Origin of the sequence: Fluctibacter corallii (assembly GCF_025751585.1) — a bacterium.
Lineage (GTDB): Bacteria > Pseudomonadota > Gammaproteobacteria > Enterobacterales > Alteromonadaceae > Fluctibacter_A > Fluctibacter_A corallii.
Map to the genome: position 1 here is coordinate 122,920 of NZ_JAOWKX010000003.1, position 15,305 is coordinate 138,224.

A 15,305-nucleotide genomic window follows, 5' to 3' on the forward strand; every position below is an offset into this window, starting at 1 on the left:
GCGTTTTGTCCAATACTCAATGCTGTATGTCGAGGGGTTTTATATTATCACCATAGTATAAGAAATGTACCTGAACGAGAAGTAGTGAAGCAACAAATATCACGTAAACATAAGAATAGATTTCGTAAATCACGAACACCTCAATCTGGAACATATGCCGTGCGATAAATTCAATGATATTAAGCAGAATTATGTATTGATAGAATGATGCGAATATATGAATGATACGATCATAATTTTGAGTTCTTTTATTTTCATTACTGGCAACGCGTGCGCTCTTAAATGCGATGCATTGGCTGAGTAAGAGATATTGACATCCAATATATAAATACCAACTTATAAATGGTGCGGGTAGCCCTTGATGGGCCCAGTATAAGTCGGCGCTTAAACAAGTGAAGAAAGCCACTACGCTCGCCCTTATGTGCTTGTGGTTTCTAGCGAATATTAAACAGATGACGCTTGTGGCATATAAAAGTAAGCTAATTAAAAGCTTTTCATTAGTTAGGGTGGAATAATAAACATTTATAATTAAAGAATAGAAGAATTCCTCTGCTAGCATGAAAGCGATGATTAATACCGAGCTAAGGAAGAAATCTACATGCCTTCTTCCCACTAAAGCGAGCATTAGTAGGAATGCTAAGGCAATTCTTGATGCATTCACACCCGAATCAAATGCATTTGGAAATCCCAATGAGTACACTTGAGCGAGCGCGCAAATCGTGCATAAGACTAAAATAATGGAGAATGAGAATAACTTATATATCTGGGCATAGGTTGACTGGCGTTTATGTTTTTCCGTGTTGTGGTCTAGCCAACGTTTGAAGGCGCTGCGATTCAGCGCTTTTTTCGCATTCACATCGCCGCGTTCGATTGCTTCTAGTAGAAATTGTCCCACACCAACATGTTGAGCGATTTTGGCATCGGAATTATCTTGCTTGTGGAGCATTCTGCTTTCCATATTAAAATGCATTAGCTACGAATGGAGTTTTTCGATTCTAAAGCGATAATATATAATTGATAGTAAAAAACTGAAAAAATATATTGTCGAAAACAGTAAGTAACCATCATAAATTAATCTTATATTTAAATTAAATTCATATCGTAGTACGTATTCTAGTATCATGAACAATATAAGATATTGATATAGTTCCATATATTTTTTTATAACCATGTCATAAACTTTGTATTTTCCTTTAAAATTATTTAATTTTCGATGTTTAACTTTTAATAGGGCTAAGATCAATAGACACTGTGACCCATTGTACATATACCAGGCTATTTTAGGTGCATCGACTTGTGTAATCGTCCAGTAAACTTCTAGGCTGATTGCTAATAGCAAACTCGATAAGAATATTATTCGACACCTTTCTTTTTTGCATAAAAAGTAGGTGATAATACTAAAAATATATATTAATACATCGTAGCCTGTGTCTACTTTTACAAAAGTATCTGGGGATGTTTGTACGGCGCTGATATAGTCTCCGTATAGGACAGAGTAAACTAATTCTGCAGCAATTTTGAAGATAATAAGAATGACTATAGATAAGAATAGGTCTTTGTAATTTCTATTTATGATAGCGGCTATAAATAGAATCAGAATTCCCACTTTATCAGCATTAGAGCCAGGTTCAAAGTCCGCACTCAGGTCAAAAGTACCGATAAAAGAAGTCACTGCAACAAGATAAAGGCCGGCTAACAAAAATATGCTAAACAGAGGAGTGGTATTTTTTTTAATTTTGGTTAACAGGCTTTTAGGTTCTCCTTTTGATAAGTTTATCCATCCCTGACGAGCTTCATCGGGGATGTGTGATATCGGAATGTTTCCTTCTTCTACTTTTTTTATTAGAAACGCGCCAATCCTTAACCTCGTAGCTAGTTCATCTTGGCTAAGGTTTGCTGAGGTGCGAATCGATTTCAACGTTTCGCTTGAAATACTATCCATTCCGTATCACTGACTGTCTTTACTGCAATTAATGTGCACAATATGTTTGAGCGTGTTATTTATTACAGCGTTGGCAAATCAATTTCAAGAATTATTGTGTGCAGATCCTGAATCGCACTTTTGGTAAACTGCACGGAATGTTTTACATGACTAGAGCTACATGATGCTTGATATCGTTTTATTTCAGCCTGAAATTCCTCCTAATACTGGTAATATCATTCGTTTGTGCGCAAACACAGGGTTCAATCTTCATTTAATTGAGCCTCTTGGTTTTGATTGGGACGATAAGCGGGTGAGGCGAGCAGGGCTTGATTATCATGAATTTGCGGACGTGATCCGTCATCAAGATTTACAAGCCTACATAGATGCCCGCCAGCCGAAAAGAATATTTGCTTGCACAACCAAAGGGAAGGCTTACCACGCTGATGTATCTTATGAGCAGGGAGATGCATTGCTATTTGGGCCAGAAACGCGTGGTTTGCCTGATGATATTATTCAATCATTGCCTCCTGAGCAGCGAGTGAGAATTCCAATGTTGCCTCAAAGCCGCAGTATGAACTTGTCGAACGCTGTGTCGGTATTCGTATATGAAGCATGGAGACAGTTTGATTTCTCTGGCTCGATATAATTTGAAACTTGAAGGTGAGCGTAGATTCCGCCTTCTTGTATTGAATTAATAGAAGGTATTAGTTCCCATCAGCATGAAGGTACCCCAGTTGCGCCACCTTGTTTTTGGGTGGCTCACTGGATTGCATTAATGATGAGCGTATCTGTTCAACATCAAACAATAAAATTATTCGGTTGTTTGCGCACGCCCAAGCAGAGTTAAAGCGGCCTCTTTTGGGGCTTTACCTTCATAAAGCACCGCATAAATTTGCTCGCAAATAGGCATCTCTACGTTTTGCTGCTTCGCAAGAGCGTGTACTTCATCTGTGTTTCGGTAACCTTCAACCACTTGTCCAATGCTGTCCATGGCTTCTTTGACTTGCATGCCTTTGCCCAGTGCTAATCCAAATCGTCTGTTACGAGATTGATTGTCTGTACACGTCAGGACGAGATCGCCAAGACCAGCCATGCCCATGAAAGTTTCTGGCTTCGCGCCAAGCTTCATACCCAGTCGTGTTAACTCCGCCAAGCCACGAGTAATGAGAGCCGTCCGTGCGTTAGCACCGAATCCTAAGCCGTCAGCCAAGCCTGCACCTATTGCTATGACATTCTTCACTGCGCCGCCGAGTTGTACACCAATAAAATCGTTATTGCGATACACTCTAAATGTTTTCGCACAGTGAAGTTTGCTTGCAAATTCATCAGCGAGTTGGTCGTTCGTCGAAGACAACGAAATTGCAGTGGGTAACCCTGCTGCCATTTCTTTGGCAAATGTCGGACCTGATAGTACCGCCAGAGGAATGTCTTCGCCCAATATGTCACGAGCAACATCTTGCAGAAGTCTCCCCGTTTTGGGTTGTAGCCCTTTGGTTGCCCACAACACTCTGTGGTTCTTCGTCAGTAGAGGTTTTACTTGCTCTAACATTTCCTCGAAGGCATGGCTTGGCGTTACCACCAATATGTCATCACTATGAGCAACTGCTGCTTTGAGATTGGGCTCAATGTGCAACGCGTCAGGAAAGGTGAAATCGGGAAGATAACGCGTATTGCATCGTTGTGTTGCCATTTCTTGCATTTGTGACGAGTCACGTCCCCAAAGAAAGGTTTCGATGCCATTACGCGCTAAACAAAAAGCAAGGGCGGTGCCATACGACCCCGCCCCGAGTACAGTCACAGACTGATTCATAAATTATGCGTCTAGCTTAGGTGCCTGCTCTTGATCCTTTTGAGCACGCTGCTGCATGTATGCGGCAAAGATCGCGTCAAAATTCACTGGCGCAAGGTTTAGCGCAGGGAACGTGCCGCGGTTAACTAGGTTAGAGATCGCTTCACGCGCATAAGGGAAAAGCACGTTAGGGCAGAAAGAACCTAGCGTATGTGCTTTATTTGCTTCTGGCATATCGCCAATTGCAAAAATACCCGCTTGCTGTACTTCACATAAGAACGCGACTTCTTCGCCTAGTTTTGCTGTTACGGTGACAGCAAGAACCACTTCGTACAAGTTGGCTTCAAGCTCTGTGGTACGTGTGTCGATATCTAGTTTAACTTCAGGCTTCCATTCTTTTTGAAATACCTGTGGAGAATTGGGCGTTTCAAATGAAATGTCTTTTGCATAGATGCGCTGAATTTGAAATTGTGCGCCCTGACCCTGTTGTGCAGCTTCGTTTACTTGATTCTCGTCAGCCATTTTACTTCCTATTATTTTAATTTATTCACTCGTGCAATTATGCTGCGAGCAATTTGTCTAATTCGTTTTTTGCTTCAAGTGCGTACATGTCATCGCAGCCACCAATGTGTTGTTCATTGATGAAGATTTGCGGAACGGTATAACCGCCATTTGCGCGCTCAATCATGGTGTCCCGTAACTCAGGTTTCTGGTCGATGGGAAACTCCTCGTACGCAATGCCTTTACTCTCTAATAAATGCTTTGCTCGATGGCAATAAGGGCAGTATCCCTTAGTATAGATTTCGACTTTTGGCATGTTATACGTTACTCGCTACTATTTGATGACAGGCAAATTCTCACCTTGCCAGGTGCTCATTCCACCTTTAAGTACAGATACCTTGGTAAATCCCGCCTTTAACATCTGCGAGGCAGTGCGTTTAGCCGACATCCCCATGGCGCATACCACTATAATGGGCTTATCCTTATTTTTTTCAAGGGTAGAAAATTCAGCTTTGTTTATCTGTTCCTGTTTTAGGTTCTTCGCACCAATAATATGGCCTTTTCTGAAGTCTGCTTGTGGACGAATATCCACTACAATGGCATCTTCTTTATTCATCAACATGGTTGCATCACGCGTGCTTACTTCTTTCACAGGTGATAGGGCACCACTAATATAGCTGTATACCAGCATCACAAATAAACCCATCCACAGGCCTGCTAGGACGTAGTGATTACTAATAAATTCGACTATTTGCTCCATAACAACATTCAATCAGGTAAAAATAAGTGAGCAAAGTATATAGAAAATCACTTTCAAAACCAGTGCAGATTGGAATAGACGGCGTTAAAACTACGCAAGCCTATGGAATGGCAATATTATTTATTCAAAGATTGACATAAAAATGAAGAAGATACGTACTGGTGCAATGTTTTTAATCTAGGTAAACTGTGATTTTATTACAGATTGTGCGCAGTGCTTTTTTCATTGCCATAGTGGTTTTCTGCTAACTACACTATCGGTTACCGTGAATTAGATGCGTATTGCCATTGTCGTAACTTTTTAACCCATACGGAGTCACCTATGAATCAGGCTAAAAAACCGCTTGCGCTGCTTATTTTAGATGGTTGGGGTCATCGAGAAGACACTGACAACAACGCCATTGCTAATGCCAATACGCCGGTTTTAGATGAACTGGTGCGCGATTATCCAAATACGTTCATTTCTGGCTCTGGCATCGATGTTGGGTTGCCTGCTGGGCAGATGGGAAATTCTGAAGTGGGCCATGTTAATTTGGGTGCCGGTCGGGTTGTTTATCAGGATTTTACTCGAATCAGCAAAGCGATTGACGATGGCGAGTTCAATGCTAACCCAGCGTTAGTGAAAAATGTCACCAAAGCACTGTCACAAAATAAAGCGGTTCATGTGATGGGATTAATGTCGCCGGGTGGTGTGCACAGCCACGAAGATCATATTTTCCAAATGCTCAGATTGGCAGCGAAATTAGGTGTGCGAAAGCTCTATTTGCATGCGTTTCTAGATGGACGTGATACACCGCCTCGCAGCGCAGAATCGTCGCTCCAAAAGGCTGATGCGCTGTTTGCTGATTTGGGGGTAGGACGCACGGTTTCACTTGTCGGCCGATATTACGCGATGGACCGGGACGAACGTTGGGATCGCGTTGAATCTGCCTATAATCTTTTAGTAGACGGTGAGGCGGAATATCAGGCAAACGACGCTGTTTCTGGCCTTCAACAGGCCTACATACGTGATGAAAATGACGAATTTGTGAAGCCTACCTGTATTGGAGACAAAGTCAGCATCGAAGATGGTGATACGGTTATTTTTATGAATTTCCGTGCAGATCGCGCCCGAGAAATTTCACGTGCTTTTGTTGATGACGATTTCTCTGGCTTTGAGCGTACACGCAGACCAAATTTGAGTGGTTTCGTTATGCTTACTGAGTATGCAGATAGTATTGATGCACCTGTGGCTTTTCCGCCAGAGCCCCTTACTAATGTGATGGGAGAATGGTTAGAGAAACACGATAAAACACAACTTCGAATCTCTGAAACTGAGAAATACGCCCATGTCACCTTCTTCTACTCAGGTGGGCGAGAGGCAGAATTTAAAGGCGAAGAACGCATTTTAATACCCTCTCCGAAAGTCGCGACCTACGATCTACAACCAGAAATGAACAGTGAAGCGCTTACAGATAAATTGGTTGACGCAATTGAGTCAGGCAAATTCGATGTCATTGTATGTAACTATCCGAATGGGGATATGGTAGGGCATACTGGTAAATATGATGCGGCTGTTAAAGCTGTAGAAGCTGTAGATACGTGTATTGGTCGTGTCGTCGCTGCGCTGAAAAAGGTAGGCGGAGAATGCTTGATTACAGCCGACCATGGCAACGCAGAGCAAATGGTAAATGAAGAAACAGGACAAGCTCATACTGCACATACCAGCGAACTTGTTCCCTTTATTTATGTTGGGCGTGATGCTTCTACTAGAAACGGCGGCACGTTAAGTGATGTTGCGCCTACGATGTTGCATGTGATGGGCATGGAGCAGCCGAGTGAAATGACCGGTAAACCTATTGTTACCTTAAAAAGCTAATTTGTGATTGTTATTTCTTATCTGATTCAGTCGGCACGATTCGTTAAATTGTGCCGGTTTTATATTGTTGTTTGTTTTTGTATGTTGCCGCTGGTGACAGTGTCTGGATTTGCATTGGCGCAAGATGATCAAGATGCACTTAAAGATATTCAAAGAGAAATAAAACAGAAACAACAGAAAATTGAACAACAATTGCGGCAGGCGCGTGAATTGGAACAGCGCTTGAAAAAAGCCGAGTTGGAGATAGCTGAAACCGCGAAACAACTCAACCGTACACAAGGTCAAATTGCGCAAAATCAAGATGAGAAAAAGTCGCTTGAGAAAAAGCAGCGGGCTTTAATAAAACAGTTGAAGCAACAGGAAGGCATCCTCGCGAAACAAATTCGTTCTGCTTACATGACAGGAAATCATGACTACGCGAAAATGATTTTCAATCAAGAGAATGCAGGTCGTTTTGAAAGAGTGATTACTTACTATAAATATCTTAATGCTGCCCGCCAAAGTGAAATTGAAACATTTAGAGACACAGTAGCGTCGCTAAAAGAGGTTGAAGCGAACATAGCGCAGAAGCTCGACCAGCTTAATAAATTGTTGGAATCACAAACTGAGCAGAAATCTAAGCTGGCGTTACAACAATCTGAGCGCAAAGGTACTCTGAATCAAATCGAAAAAGCAATCGATTCTGAAGCGGCGAAGATTGAGCAGTTACAAATCAACGAGCAAGCTTTAATTAAAGCACTAGAAGCGGCGGCATTAGCAGCACAAAAGGCCAGAGAAGCCAAGGCGATTCCAGAAATGAAAGGATTGGCCTCACTGAAAGGACGCTTGTTAAGACCAACAAGCGGGCGAGTTCAGCGGTTGTATGGAAAACGACGCCAAGGGCAAGTGAGATGGAAAGGCGTGTTGATTAACAGCCAAGCTGGTAACTCTGTTAAGTCTATCCATGATGGTAAGGTGTTATATGCAGATTGGCTAAGAGGATTTGGATTAGTTACAGTGATTGATCATGGGCGCGGTTATATGAGTTTGTACGGCCACAATCAGGCACTGTTGAAGCAAGTGGGCGATTCTGTGCAAGCTGGTGAAACCATTGCTCTGGTGGGGCAAAGCGGTGGCCAAAGCGCACCCAATTTATATTTTGAGATCAGGCACAAAGGAAAAGCCCTCAATCCAAGTGCTTGGGTAAAATAGTGGCTCTACTGCTGTGTTGAGTGTATTGGCAAGTTCAGATTTGCAGAAAACTCGAATCAGATTGCGAAAAGGGTGTATTCGACACATAAAGTCGACGAATCTATACTGACAACGTGGCGTTATACTCGATAAAAATAGTAACGAATAAACGCCCGAATAAGCATAACAATAATAAGTAGTGAACGTGCGCTTAATTAAAAAAACGATAGAACAATTTTGTACAGCGATTCTGTTATTTTTCATCGCAATATCGACGATGTCTTCAGGCAATGCTGCCGAGATCGCGATAATTATTGATGATATGGGTAATGCCAGACGTGATGCGAAGGCCTTTGATTTGCCTAAAGAAGTAACATTATCCATTCTTCCCCATACACCGTTATCACGGCAATTCTCTCAACGCGCGGCTAAACAGCAGCGCGAAGTTATGCTGCATGTGCCTATGGAGTCGTTAGGCAATAATAGGCTTGGGCCGGGCGCGATTACGTCTGATATGCACCCTCAAGCGATTAAGCAAACGCTATCTAGTGCATTGAAAAGTGTTCCGCATGCGATTGGCGTTAACAACCATATGGGAAGTAAACTCACGCAATTAACGCTGCCAATGAAAACCACTATGGAATTTCTGCAGGAAGAAAATCTGTTTTTTGTTGATAGCCGCACGACACGTTTTAGTAAAGCGAGTAAGATCGCACAAGAAGTTGGGATCTTATCAGGTCATCGCAGTGTGTTCATTGATCATGTTATCGATCCTGATCATATTGATCAGCAATTTAAGCGCTTGATCCGTCTGGCAAAAAAGTATAATCAGGTAATTGGTATTGCACATCCTTATCCACAGAGTCTTGCCTATCTTGAAAATGCACTGACTGAGTTGGATGGACAAGGAGTGAGATTGATTCCTGTGAGTGAAATGTTGAAATCTATTGAGTTGAGTCGCAAAGCCCAACACCAACAAAATAATCAACCTACCTCAGTAACTGGTGTGGTTGAGGAAACAAAAACTACACCAGTATCACTGTAAAAGGATTTATTATGGCCGCAGCCAATTTACTTGCGCTTATTGACGACATTGCCACGATTTTAGACGATGTGGCAGTACTTTCAAAAGTGGCAGCAAAAAAGACGGCAGGTGTGTTGGGTGATGATTTGGCGCTCAATGCTCAACAGGTTTCAGGCGTAAAAGCAGACCGCGAACTGCCCGTGGTTTGGGCCGTAGCGAAAGGCTCATTTCTCAACAAATTCATCTTAGTACCGGCCGCATTGTTAATTAGTGCCTTACTGCCACCGCTGATTACCGTGTTAATGATTATTGGTGGTTTGTACTTGTGTTATGAGGGCGCTGAAAAAGTTATCCACAAGCTGATTGATGATAAAAATGAAGCCGATCATCAACATGATCAACGACTTAAAGCGATCGCGGATCCGAGCGTCGATCTGGTTGAAATGGAAAAAGATAAGATCAAAGGGGCTATTCGCACAGACTTTATTTTGTCAGCAGAGATTATTGTGATCGTGTTGGGATCGGTTCAAGCCGCGCCTTTTATGACACAGGTTACGGTTCTGTCGAGTTTGGCGATCGCTTTTACCGTGGGTGTTTACGGTTTAGTTGCCGCCATTGTGAAACTTGATGACGCTGGCTTGTATTTATTAAGGAGCGCGGTCAAGGGTGGGGCTAGTGGGCTCAAGCGTGCGCTGGGAAGAAGCTTGCTGCTTATTGCGCCATTGTTAATGAAGCTACTCGCCATTGTAGGCACATTAGCGATGTTTTTAGTCGGCGGCGGCATATTGTCCCACAGCATTTCCCTGTTTCATCACGTAAGCGAAACTACGACGCAGTTTGCTTCAGGTTTACTTGGGGATTGGTCTGCTTCAATGATGCCGATTTTGTTTGATGGTATACTGGGATTGATAGCGGGCAGCGTTGTATTGGCTATTGTGAGCTTGGTGAGAAGATACAGGGCTGACGATCACGCACTCTAAACGGTTCAGCATTAGTATCGGTGATGCTGTTTATTCTGTGTTAGGATTCATCGCGACATCAATTACCGTAGAAATTCTATTATTTTTCAGCCAGTAAGCTAAATTTCATGATTTAACGACATTTATCATTTTGCAAATTCGTCGAAATGTTATACTATAACGTTGTTGAACATAGAGGTTAGCAATGTCAGATATTCGTAAACAAGCTTTTGTAGATAAACTCGGCATCTGGACGTCAAGTCTTTGTGCTGTGCATTGTTTATTTTTGCCGTTGCTGCTACCTGTCGTTCCTTACCTTGGCGCGAGCTTTTTTGCTCAGGATTGGTTTGAAAAAACAATCCTGACACTGTCTATGATCATGGGCTTTTGGGCGCTGCTTTCTGGATTTTATCGTTATCATCGCCAGCTTTATCCGTTGTATAGCTTACTACTAGGTGGGTTAATTTATTGGAATAAAGATATGTTCGGTGAGCAATACGAGCCCTTCACTATAGGTGTTGGCGCATTTCTGATTATATTTTCTCACTTAATCAACCTACGCTTGTGCAAAAGTTGCCGCACATGCAGCACGTGTCACTCTGAAACCGCTTAACCTGAATTTGTTTTAAACCACTATTGGCTTTGCGCCATGTGCGAGAGCACTGTTTTAGCAAAAGCGGGTTTATTGGTGAAAATGCCATCAACTCCCATGTCATTCATGAGAACGATATCTTCTAGTTCATCAACCGTGTAGACGTATGCCTTCATACCACGCAGATGGATATCATCTACAAATGCTTGCGTGCAAAAGCTGATATCAAGATGCGTGCTATATGCACCCAGCTCACTGGCAAATGCAGCATAATTAAGTGGCACGGACGAAGTTAGCGCACCAATCTTACAGTCAGGTTTAAGTTGCTTGATGTGTTTGATAACGTGGTGATTAAAAGATGAGAATAGAATAGGCGTATTGTCGAAGTGAGTAGGGTGAATATAGTCCAGCAAATGTGCCGTTTGGTGCACGCCTTTTAACTCTATATTAAGTTCACACTTTCCATTTACCATATCTAATACTTGATTAAGGGTTGGAATGGGCTGGCCTAAACCCGCATCAAATTGGCTGAGCTGTGCATAGGTATGGTTTTCTACTTTGCCGTGTCCGGTGGTGGTGCGTTGTAGCCAGCGGTCGTGTATCACCACAAATTCATCTTTGCACTCGAAAACATCAATCTCGATAGCATCCGCTTGCTGTTTTATGGCCTCTTCTATGGCACTTAACGTGTTTTCAGGTTTGTCTTTACTGGCACCGCGATGAGCAAAGATAATCATATTTAGGTTTTTTGATGCAGTTTTTGGGCATTTACAGTTTCGTAGATTGCGGCTGAAATTACCAGTGTGCCGCCCACAAGAGTTTGCCAAGTTGGCGATTCATCAAGAATTAATACTGCTAAAACAACACCGTAGAACGGCTGCATGCATGCTACTAATGAGAAAGTTTTGGCGCGTAAGTGCTTCAAGCTGCTGGCTATCATTGCGTGGGGGAGTGCAGTAAATACCGTACCGAGTAGCAGTAACCATATGTAAGTCTCTGTCGAGGCTGTGAAGATTTCATCAGACGTGAAAAAGTACAGGCTCGCTATAATAACTGCGGTTTGATACGCCATTGCTCGTGCACCTGAATACTGGCAAAAGTAGCGGCGATGGCATAAGTTACGGAAGGCGTACAAAATCGCTGAAGCAACGCCTATGACTATACCCAGTGTCACATCATTTTCTAATGAGATTTCGGGCACCATCAAGACTATGCCCATAAATACCACGAGAGCGCTGACCAAGTCTTGCCAAACGAGTGATATTTTTTCGAAAAAGGGTTCAATCAGAACGGTAATGACCGGAAATGTAAATAGCGCAATCATTCCTACTGATACAGAAGAATATTGCATGGCTGCAAAATAGGTGACCCAGTGTGCGGCCATTAGCATTCCTAGGCCGATAGCAATCACGTAATCGCGTCTGTTTCGGAGTCGCAAACTACCCTCAGTAAACTTGACGACGAGAGCCAGTAAAAGGCATGCCACGACAGAGCGACCGAACGTAATATCGGTAGATGAGAGCGGAATAATCTTAGAAAATAATGCGGTGCCACCCAACAATATCATTGTTAGGTGGAGCATACCTAAACTGCGTTTAACGGGATCCACGCAGTTAGTCTTGTTTCGGGCGAGTAATGTTGGCGAATACGTCGTTAAGTCGCGTGATATCGCCTGGATTTTGCTCTAAAAACTCCACCATGCCAGGTTCAAAACAGGCTACAATTGTGGAACCCAATTTGAATAAGCCCATCTCCTCGCCTTTTTTCAAACTGACTGCGCCTTCACAATCCATTGGATATGACCAATGGGTAACGTTCTTTCCTGCTGGTGGTGTGACGGTGCCTGCCCAGGCCGTTTCGATACTTGCAACAATAGTTGCGCCTACCAATACCATTGCCATCTTTCCATATGGCGTCTCAAAAATACTAACCACTCGCTCGTTACGAGCAAACAGGCCGGGTACATTTTCAGTTGTTAATGGATTGACTGAAAACAACTCACCAGGTACGTAAATCATGTCTGTTAACTTTCCGTCTACAGGCATGTGAATGCGGTGATAGTCCCGTGGTGAAAGATAAATTGTCGCAAACTTACCATTTTTGAATGGCTCAGCAATTTTGTTATCGCCACCTAACAAGGTGGTCAAGCTATAATCGTGTCCCTTCGCCTGAAAAATAGTATCAAATCGAATATCACCTAATTGGCTGATCGTGCCGTCTACCGGGTAGGCCAATTGCTGTTCAGACGCTTTCATGGGACGTGCGTCTTCTTTTAGCTCACGTGTAAAGAAAGCATTGAACGTAGGAAAGTCTTCGGCGTCAGATTGTTTTGCTTCTGACATGTCAACTTTGTAATGCTTAATAAAAATTTTGATTAAGTTCGTTGTAAGTGAACCCGCTTCAGCGGCTGCTAACGCGCCAACCAGACGCGATATTGCATGTTTTGGCATCAAATACTGTAATTTTATTTTTAACCAGTTAAGCAAAAGACATACTCCTCTGTGCTAAGAGCCGTGGATTGTACACGAAAAATGAAGATGGCGTGATACATAGCACTTCTAGCTCATAAGATTTTACGTTAACGCCATCACCGTAAATTAATATAGATGGGTTTTCACCGACGTCGTTTGCATTTACTGCATGCCTGGAGGTCGGCTCCTTGTGGGGCGCTGATCTTCCATGGTATCTAAAATTTTGTGATAACTGTCGAAGCGGGCTTGGCTAATCTCTCCTTTTTCTACCGCCTCGCGCAATAGGCAACCTGGGTCGTCTTTGTGCTTGCAATCTCTAAACTTACATCCACCTAAAAACGCCCTAAACTCAATAAAACCCTCGGTGACTTTTTCAAGTGGAAGATGCCAAAGTGCAAACTCGCGAACTCCGGGAGAATCAATTAAATCACCTCCTGCTGGGAAGTGCAGTAATTTCGCTGCGGTGGTTGTGTGTTGCCCCAAGCCTGATGTATCAGAAATGTCACCTGTTGCTTCCTCAGCCTCAGGTAATAGCTGATTAACCAAGCTAGACTTCCCTACCCCAGACTGACCAACAAATACGCTGATTTTATCTTTTAAAAATTGTTTAAGATTGTCGATGCCTTCGCCACTTTTACAGCTGGTCATTAACACCTGATAACCGATTTTTCGATAAATATTCAGGCTTTGCTTTATTTCTTCTCTTTCGTTGTCCGATAGCAGCTCAATCTTATTAAGCAAAATGACAGGGGTAATGTTGACATCTTCGGCAGCAACCAAGTATCTATCGATGATATTCGGCGAATAAGCGGGCAAAACAGAGCTGACAATTATAATTTGATCGATATTTGCGGCAACGGGTTTAACGCCATCATAAAAGTCAGGACGGGTTAACACCGACGCGCGATCTTTTACAATTTCAATGACGCCACTGACTGCCGCTGAGGTGTCGTCGCCTGGATGGAACTGCACGCTATCACCGCAGACAACGCTGTCGATTGTGCGGCGAATGTGACAGCGGAAAACCTCGCCTTGCGGATTTTCAACGTCTGCATGCTTACCAAAACGCCCGATGACCACCCCTTCTTGTAATTGCGCGACCTGATCTGCCGACAACGAAGGTTGATTTTCTTGTAAACGTTTTTTTCTATTAGCAGAAACCTGACGTTTTTGCTTATGTGTTAATTTTGGTCTTTTAGCCACTTTGAGAGATACTTTGTTTGTTCCTTTTTACTATAACATGGTAACGTCTTGCTTTAAGCAATTATATTAACGATAGGTTATTTTGAGAGTGGCAGGTATATGACGGTAAACAATAGCAATTTAGTTTGGATAGACATGGAAATGACGGGCTTGAACCCTGAAACCGACCGTGTTTTGGAGATCGCGACTATTGTGACCGATGAAAATCTCAATATTCTTGCCGAAGGGCCTGTACTTGCTATTCATCAACCTGACTCTGTGCTTGATAACATGGATCAGTGGTGTATTGACACGCATGGCGAATCTGGGCTCACTAAGCGTTGTCGAGAAAGCAAAACGACAGAAATTGATGCAGCTCGCCAAACTATCGCGTTTTTAAAGCAGTATGTAGATGCAGGAAAAAGCCCATTGTGTGGGAATACAATCGGACAGGATCGTCGCTTTATGGTGAAGTACATGCCTGAGCTACATGACTATTTCCACTATAGAAGTATTGATGTTAGTACGATTAAAGAGTTGGTAAGGCGCTGGCAGCCCGATGTGTTGGCTGGCTTTTCAAAAAAAGGAACGCATTTAGCACTTGATGATATTCGCGAGTCGATCGGCGAACTACAATATTATCGCCAAAATGTGTTCAATATCTGATCGCAAATCGTTAAATTTCATTTTTTTCGACATTATTTTAAAAAAAGGCTTGCGTATACAGCCTATTTTTGTAAAATGCGCACCCGCTTCGACATGAAGCGGTCACATTTTTCGGAATGTACTGGTTTATCCAGTAAGCGTAATAAAAATACGCAACTGTATATGCGGGAATAGCTCAGTTGGTTGTGCACATCCTCGTTACGAAGTAATTGCCAAGGCTTGGCAAGGTCATAACGAAGCACACTACAAGTTATAAGCGCAACAAAATATGCGGGAATAGCTCAGTTGGTAGAGCACAACCTTGCCAAGGTTGGGGTCGCGAGTTCGAGTCTCGTTTCCCGCTCCAATTCCGAACATGTCATGAACACCTATGTGTTCACTATATTGCTAAGAAATTAGTAAATAAGCGG

At 42.8% G+C, this 15,305-nt stretch carries 17 protein-coding genes and 1 tRNA gene; 8 read left to right on the plus strand and 10 right to left on the minus strand.

Translation table 11 applies throughout. The annotated features are described in order from the left end of the window. Nucleotides 1–16 precede the first annotated feature (16 nt). Nucleotides 17–946 (minus strand): hypothetical protein, encoded by a 930-nt coding sequence (locus OE749_RS06790; protein WP_263711643.1) that lies wholly within the window; start codon nt 944–946, stop codon nt 17–19. 27 nt (nt 947–973) lie between these two features. After that, nucleotides 974–1,942 carry a helix-turn-helix domain-containing protein gene (locus tag OE749_RS06795; protein WP_263711644.1) on the minus strand — a complete coding sequence of 323 codons (969 nt, stop codon included), beginning with the start codon at nt 1,940–1,942 and terminating at the stop codon, nt 974–976. 163 nt (nt 1,943–2,105) lie between these two features. Here OE749_RS06795 and trmL point away from each other — a divergent pair, with 163 nt between their 5' ends. Further along, nucleotides 2,106–2,570: a tRNA (uridine(34)/cytosine(34)/5-carboxymethylaminomethyluridine(34)-2'-O)-methyltransferase TrmL gene (trmL, locus tag OE749_RS06800; RefSeq protein ID WP_263711646.1), complete on the plus strand. Its 465-nt coding sequence runs from the start codon at nt 2,106–2,108 to the stop codon at nt 2,568–2,570. 165 nt (nt 2,571–2,735) lie between these two features. Here the strand turns inward: trmL and gpsA are convergent, their stop codons facing one another. Genes gpsA through OE749_RS06820 form a run of 4 tightly spaced genes read right to left on the minus strand, consistent with a single transcriptional unit; the run spans nt 2,736 to nt 4,974 of the window. Continuing rightward, the gene (gene gpsA / locus OE749_RS06805) at nt 2,736–3,734 is read right to left on the minus strand and encodes an NAD(P)H-dependent glycerol-3-phosphate dehydrogenase (RefSeq protein WP_263711647.1); all 999 of its coding nucleotides are present in this window, start codon (nt 3,732–3,734) and stop codon (nt 2,736–2,738) included. A 3-nt stretch (nt 3,735–3,737) separates the two neighbouring features. After that, a complete protein-coding gene (gene secB / locus OE749_RS06810; RefSeq protein ID WP_263711649.1) occupies nt 3,738–4,235 on the minus strand; it encodes a protein-export chaperone SecB in 498 nt (165 codons plus the stop codon). 37 nt (nt 4,236–4,272) lie between these two features. Next, a complete protein-coding gene (gene grxC / locus OE749_RS06815; protein WP_263711650.1) occupies nt 4,273–4,530 on the minus strand; it encodes a glutaredoxin 3 in 258 nt (85 codons plus the stop codon). Nucleotides 4,531–4,548: 18 nt separating this feature from the next. Beyond that, on the minus strand, nt 4,549–4,974 hold the full coding sequence (locus OE749_RS06820) for a rhodanese-like domain-containing protein (RefSeq protein WP_263711651.1): 426 nt from the start codon (nt 4,972–4,974) through the stop codon (nt 4,549–4,551). Nucleotides 4,975–5,295: 321 nt separating this feature from the next. On the opposite strand from OE749_RS06820, the gene gpmM reads away from it, so the two are divergent. The 5 genes from gpmM (at nt 5,296) to OE749_RS06845 (ending at nt 10,597) form a co-directional block, all read left to right on the plus strand. Beyond that, complete coding sequence (gene gpmM / locus OE749_RS06825) at nt 5,296–6,831, plus strand: 2,3-bisphosphoglycerate-independent phosphoglycerate mutase (RefSeq protein WP_263711652.1); 1,536 nt, start codon at nt 5,296–5,298, stop codon at nt 6,829–6,831. An 81-nt stretch (nt 6,832–6,912) separates the two neighbouring features. Continuing rightward, a complete protein-coding gene (locus OE749_RS06830) occupies nt 6,913–8,022 on the plus strand; it encodes a murein hydrolase activator EnvC family protein (protein WP_263711654.1) in 1,110 nt (369 codons plus the stop codon). Between the two features lie 184 nt (nt 8,023–8,206). Beyond that, complete coding sequence (locus OE749_RS06835) at nt 8,207–9,046, plus strand: divergent polysaccharide deacetylase family protein (RefSeq protein WP_263711655.1); 840 nt, start codon at nt 8,207–8,209, stop codon at nt 9,044–9,046. An 11-nt stretch (nt 9,047–9,057) separates the two neighbouring features. Further along, nucleotides 9,058–10,005 carry a DUF808 domain-containing protein gene (locus OE749_RS06840; protein WP_263711657.1) on the plus strand — a complete coding sequence of 316 codons (948 nt, stop codon included), beginning with the start codon at nt 9,058–9,060 and terminating at the stop codon, nt 10,003–10,005. Between the two features lie 184 nt (nt 10,006–10,189). Then, nucleotides 10,190–10,597 (plus strand): MerC domain-containing protein, encoded by a 408-nt coding sequence (locus OE749_RS06845; protein WP_263711658.1) that lies wholly within the window; start codon nt 10,190–10,192, stop codon nt 10,595–10,597. Between the two features lie 20 nt (nt 10,598–10,617). On the opposite strand, the gene OE749_RS06850 is transcribed toward OE749_RS06845, so the two are convergent. The 4 genes from OE749_RS06850 to rsgA form a co-directional block, all read right to left on the minus strand. After that, nucleotides 10,618–11,313: a glycerophosphodiester phosphodiesterase gene (locus OE749_RS06850; RefSeq protein WP_263711659.1), complete on the minus strand. Its 696-nt coding sequence runs from the start codon at nt 11,311–11,313 to the stop codon at nt 10,618–10,620. Nucleotides 11,314–11,315: 2 nt separating this feature from the next. Beyond that, nucleotides 11,316–12,185 carry a DMT family transporter gene (locus tag OE749_RS06855; protein ID WP_263711660.1) on the minus strand — a complete coding sequence of 290 codons (870 nt, stop codon included), beginning with the start codon at nt 12,183–12,185 and terminating at the stop codon, nt 11,316–11,318. Nucleotides 12,186–12,189: 4 nt separating this feature from the next. Continuing rightward, nucleotides 12,190–13,062, minus strand: a complete 873-nt coding sequence (gene asd, locus OE749_RS06860) for an archaetidylserine decarboxylase (RefSeq protein ID WP_263711661.1) — start codon at nt 13,060–13,062, stop codon at nt 12,190–12,192. A 147-nt stretch (nt 13,063–13,209) separates the two neighbouring features. Beyond that, nucleotides 13,210–14,250, minus strand: a complete 1,041-nt coding sequence (gene rsgA, locus OE749_RS06865) for a small ribosomal subunit biogenesis GTPase RsgA (RefSeq protein ID WP_263711663.1) — start codon at nt 14,248–14,250, stop codon at nt 13,210–13,212. A 99-nt stretch (nt 14,251–14,349) separates the two neighbouring features. On the opposite strand from rsgA, the gene orn reads away from it, so the two are divergent. After that, nucleotides 14,350–14,895: an oligoribonuclease gene (gene orn, locus OE749_RS06870; protein WP_263711665.1), complete on the plus strand. Its 546-nt coding sequence runs from the start codon at nt 14,350–14,352 to the stop codon at nt 14,893–14,895. Nucleotides 14,896–15,165: 270 nt separating this feature from the next. Next, nucleotides 15,166–15,241, plus strand: a tRNA-Gly gene (locus tag OE749_RS06875). The last annotated feature ends 64 nt before the right edge of the window (nt 15,242–15,305 follow it).

Excerpts from the sequence above, each read along its gene's own strand:
- OE749_RS06820 (WP_263711651.1), bottom strand. The coding sequence starts at position 4,974 with ATGGAGCAAATAGTCGAATTTATTAGTAATCACTACGTCCTAGCAGGC.
- orn (WP_263711665.1), top strand. The coding sequence starts at position 14,350 with ATGACGGTAAACAATAGCAATTTAGTTTGGATAGACATGGAAATGACG.
- OE749_RS06845 (WP_263711658.1), top strand. The coding sequence starts at position 10,190 with ATGTCAGATATTCGTAAACAAGCTTTTGTAGATAAACTCGGCATCTGG.
- OE749_RS06830 (WP_263711654.1), top strand. The coding sequence starts at position 6,913 with ATGTTGCCGCTGGTGACAGTGTCTGGATTTGCATTGGCGCAAGATGAT.
- grxC (WP_263711650.1), bottom strand. The coding sequence starts at position 4,530 with ATGCCAAAAGTCGAAATCTATACTAAGGGATACTGCCCTTATTGCCAT.
- OE749_RS06790 (WP_263711643.1), bottom strand. The coding sequence starts at position 946 with ATGCTCCACAAGCAAGATAATTCCGATGCCAAAATCGCTCAACATGTT.
- trmL (WP_263711646.1), top strand. The coding sequence starts at position 2,106 with ATGCTTGATATCGTTTTATTTCAGCCTGAAATTCCTCCTAATACTGGT.
- OE749_RS06840 (WP_263711657.1), top strand. The coding sequence starts at position 9,058 with ATGGCCGCAGCCAATTTACTTGCGCTTATTGACGACATTGCCACGATT.
- gpmM (WP_263711652.1), top strand. The coding sequence starts at position 5,296 with ATGAATCAGGCTAAAAAACCGCTTGCGCTGCTTATTTTAGATGGTTGG.
- OE749_RS06795 (WP_263711644.1), bottom strand. The coding sequence starts at position 1,942 with ATGGATAGTATTTCAAGCGAAACGTTGAAATCGATTCGCACCTCAGCA.
- gpsA (WP_263711647.1), bottom strand. The coding sequence starts at position 3,734 with ATGAATCAGTCTGTGACTGTACTCGGGGCGGGGTCGTATGGCACCGCC.
- secB (WP_263711649.1), bottom strand. The coding sequence starts at position 4,235 with ATGGCTGACGAGAATCAAGTAAACGAAGCTGCACAACAGGGTCAGGGC.
- OE749_RS06850 (WP_263711659.1), bottom strand. The coding sequence starts at position 11,313 with ATGATTATCTTTGCTCATCGCGGTGCCAGTAAAGACAAACCTGAAAAC.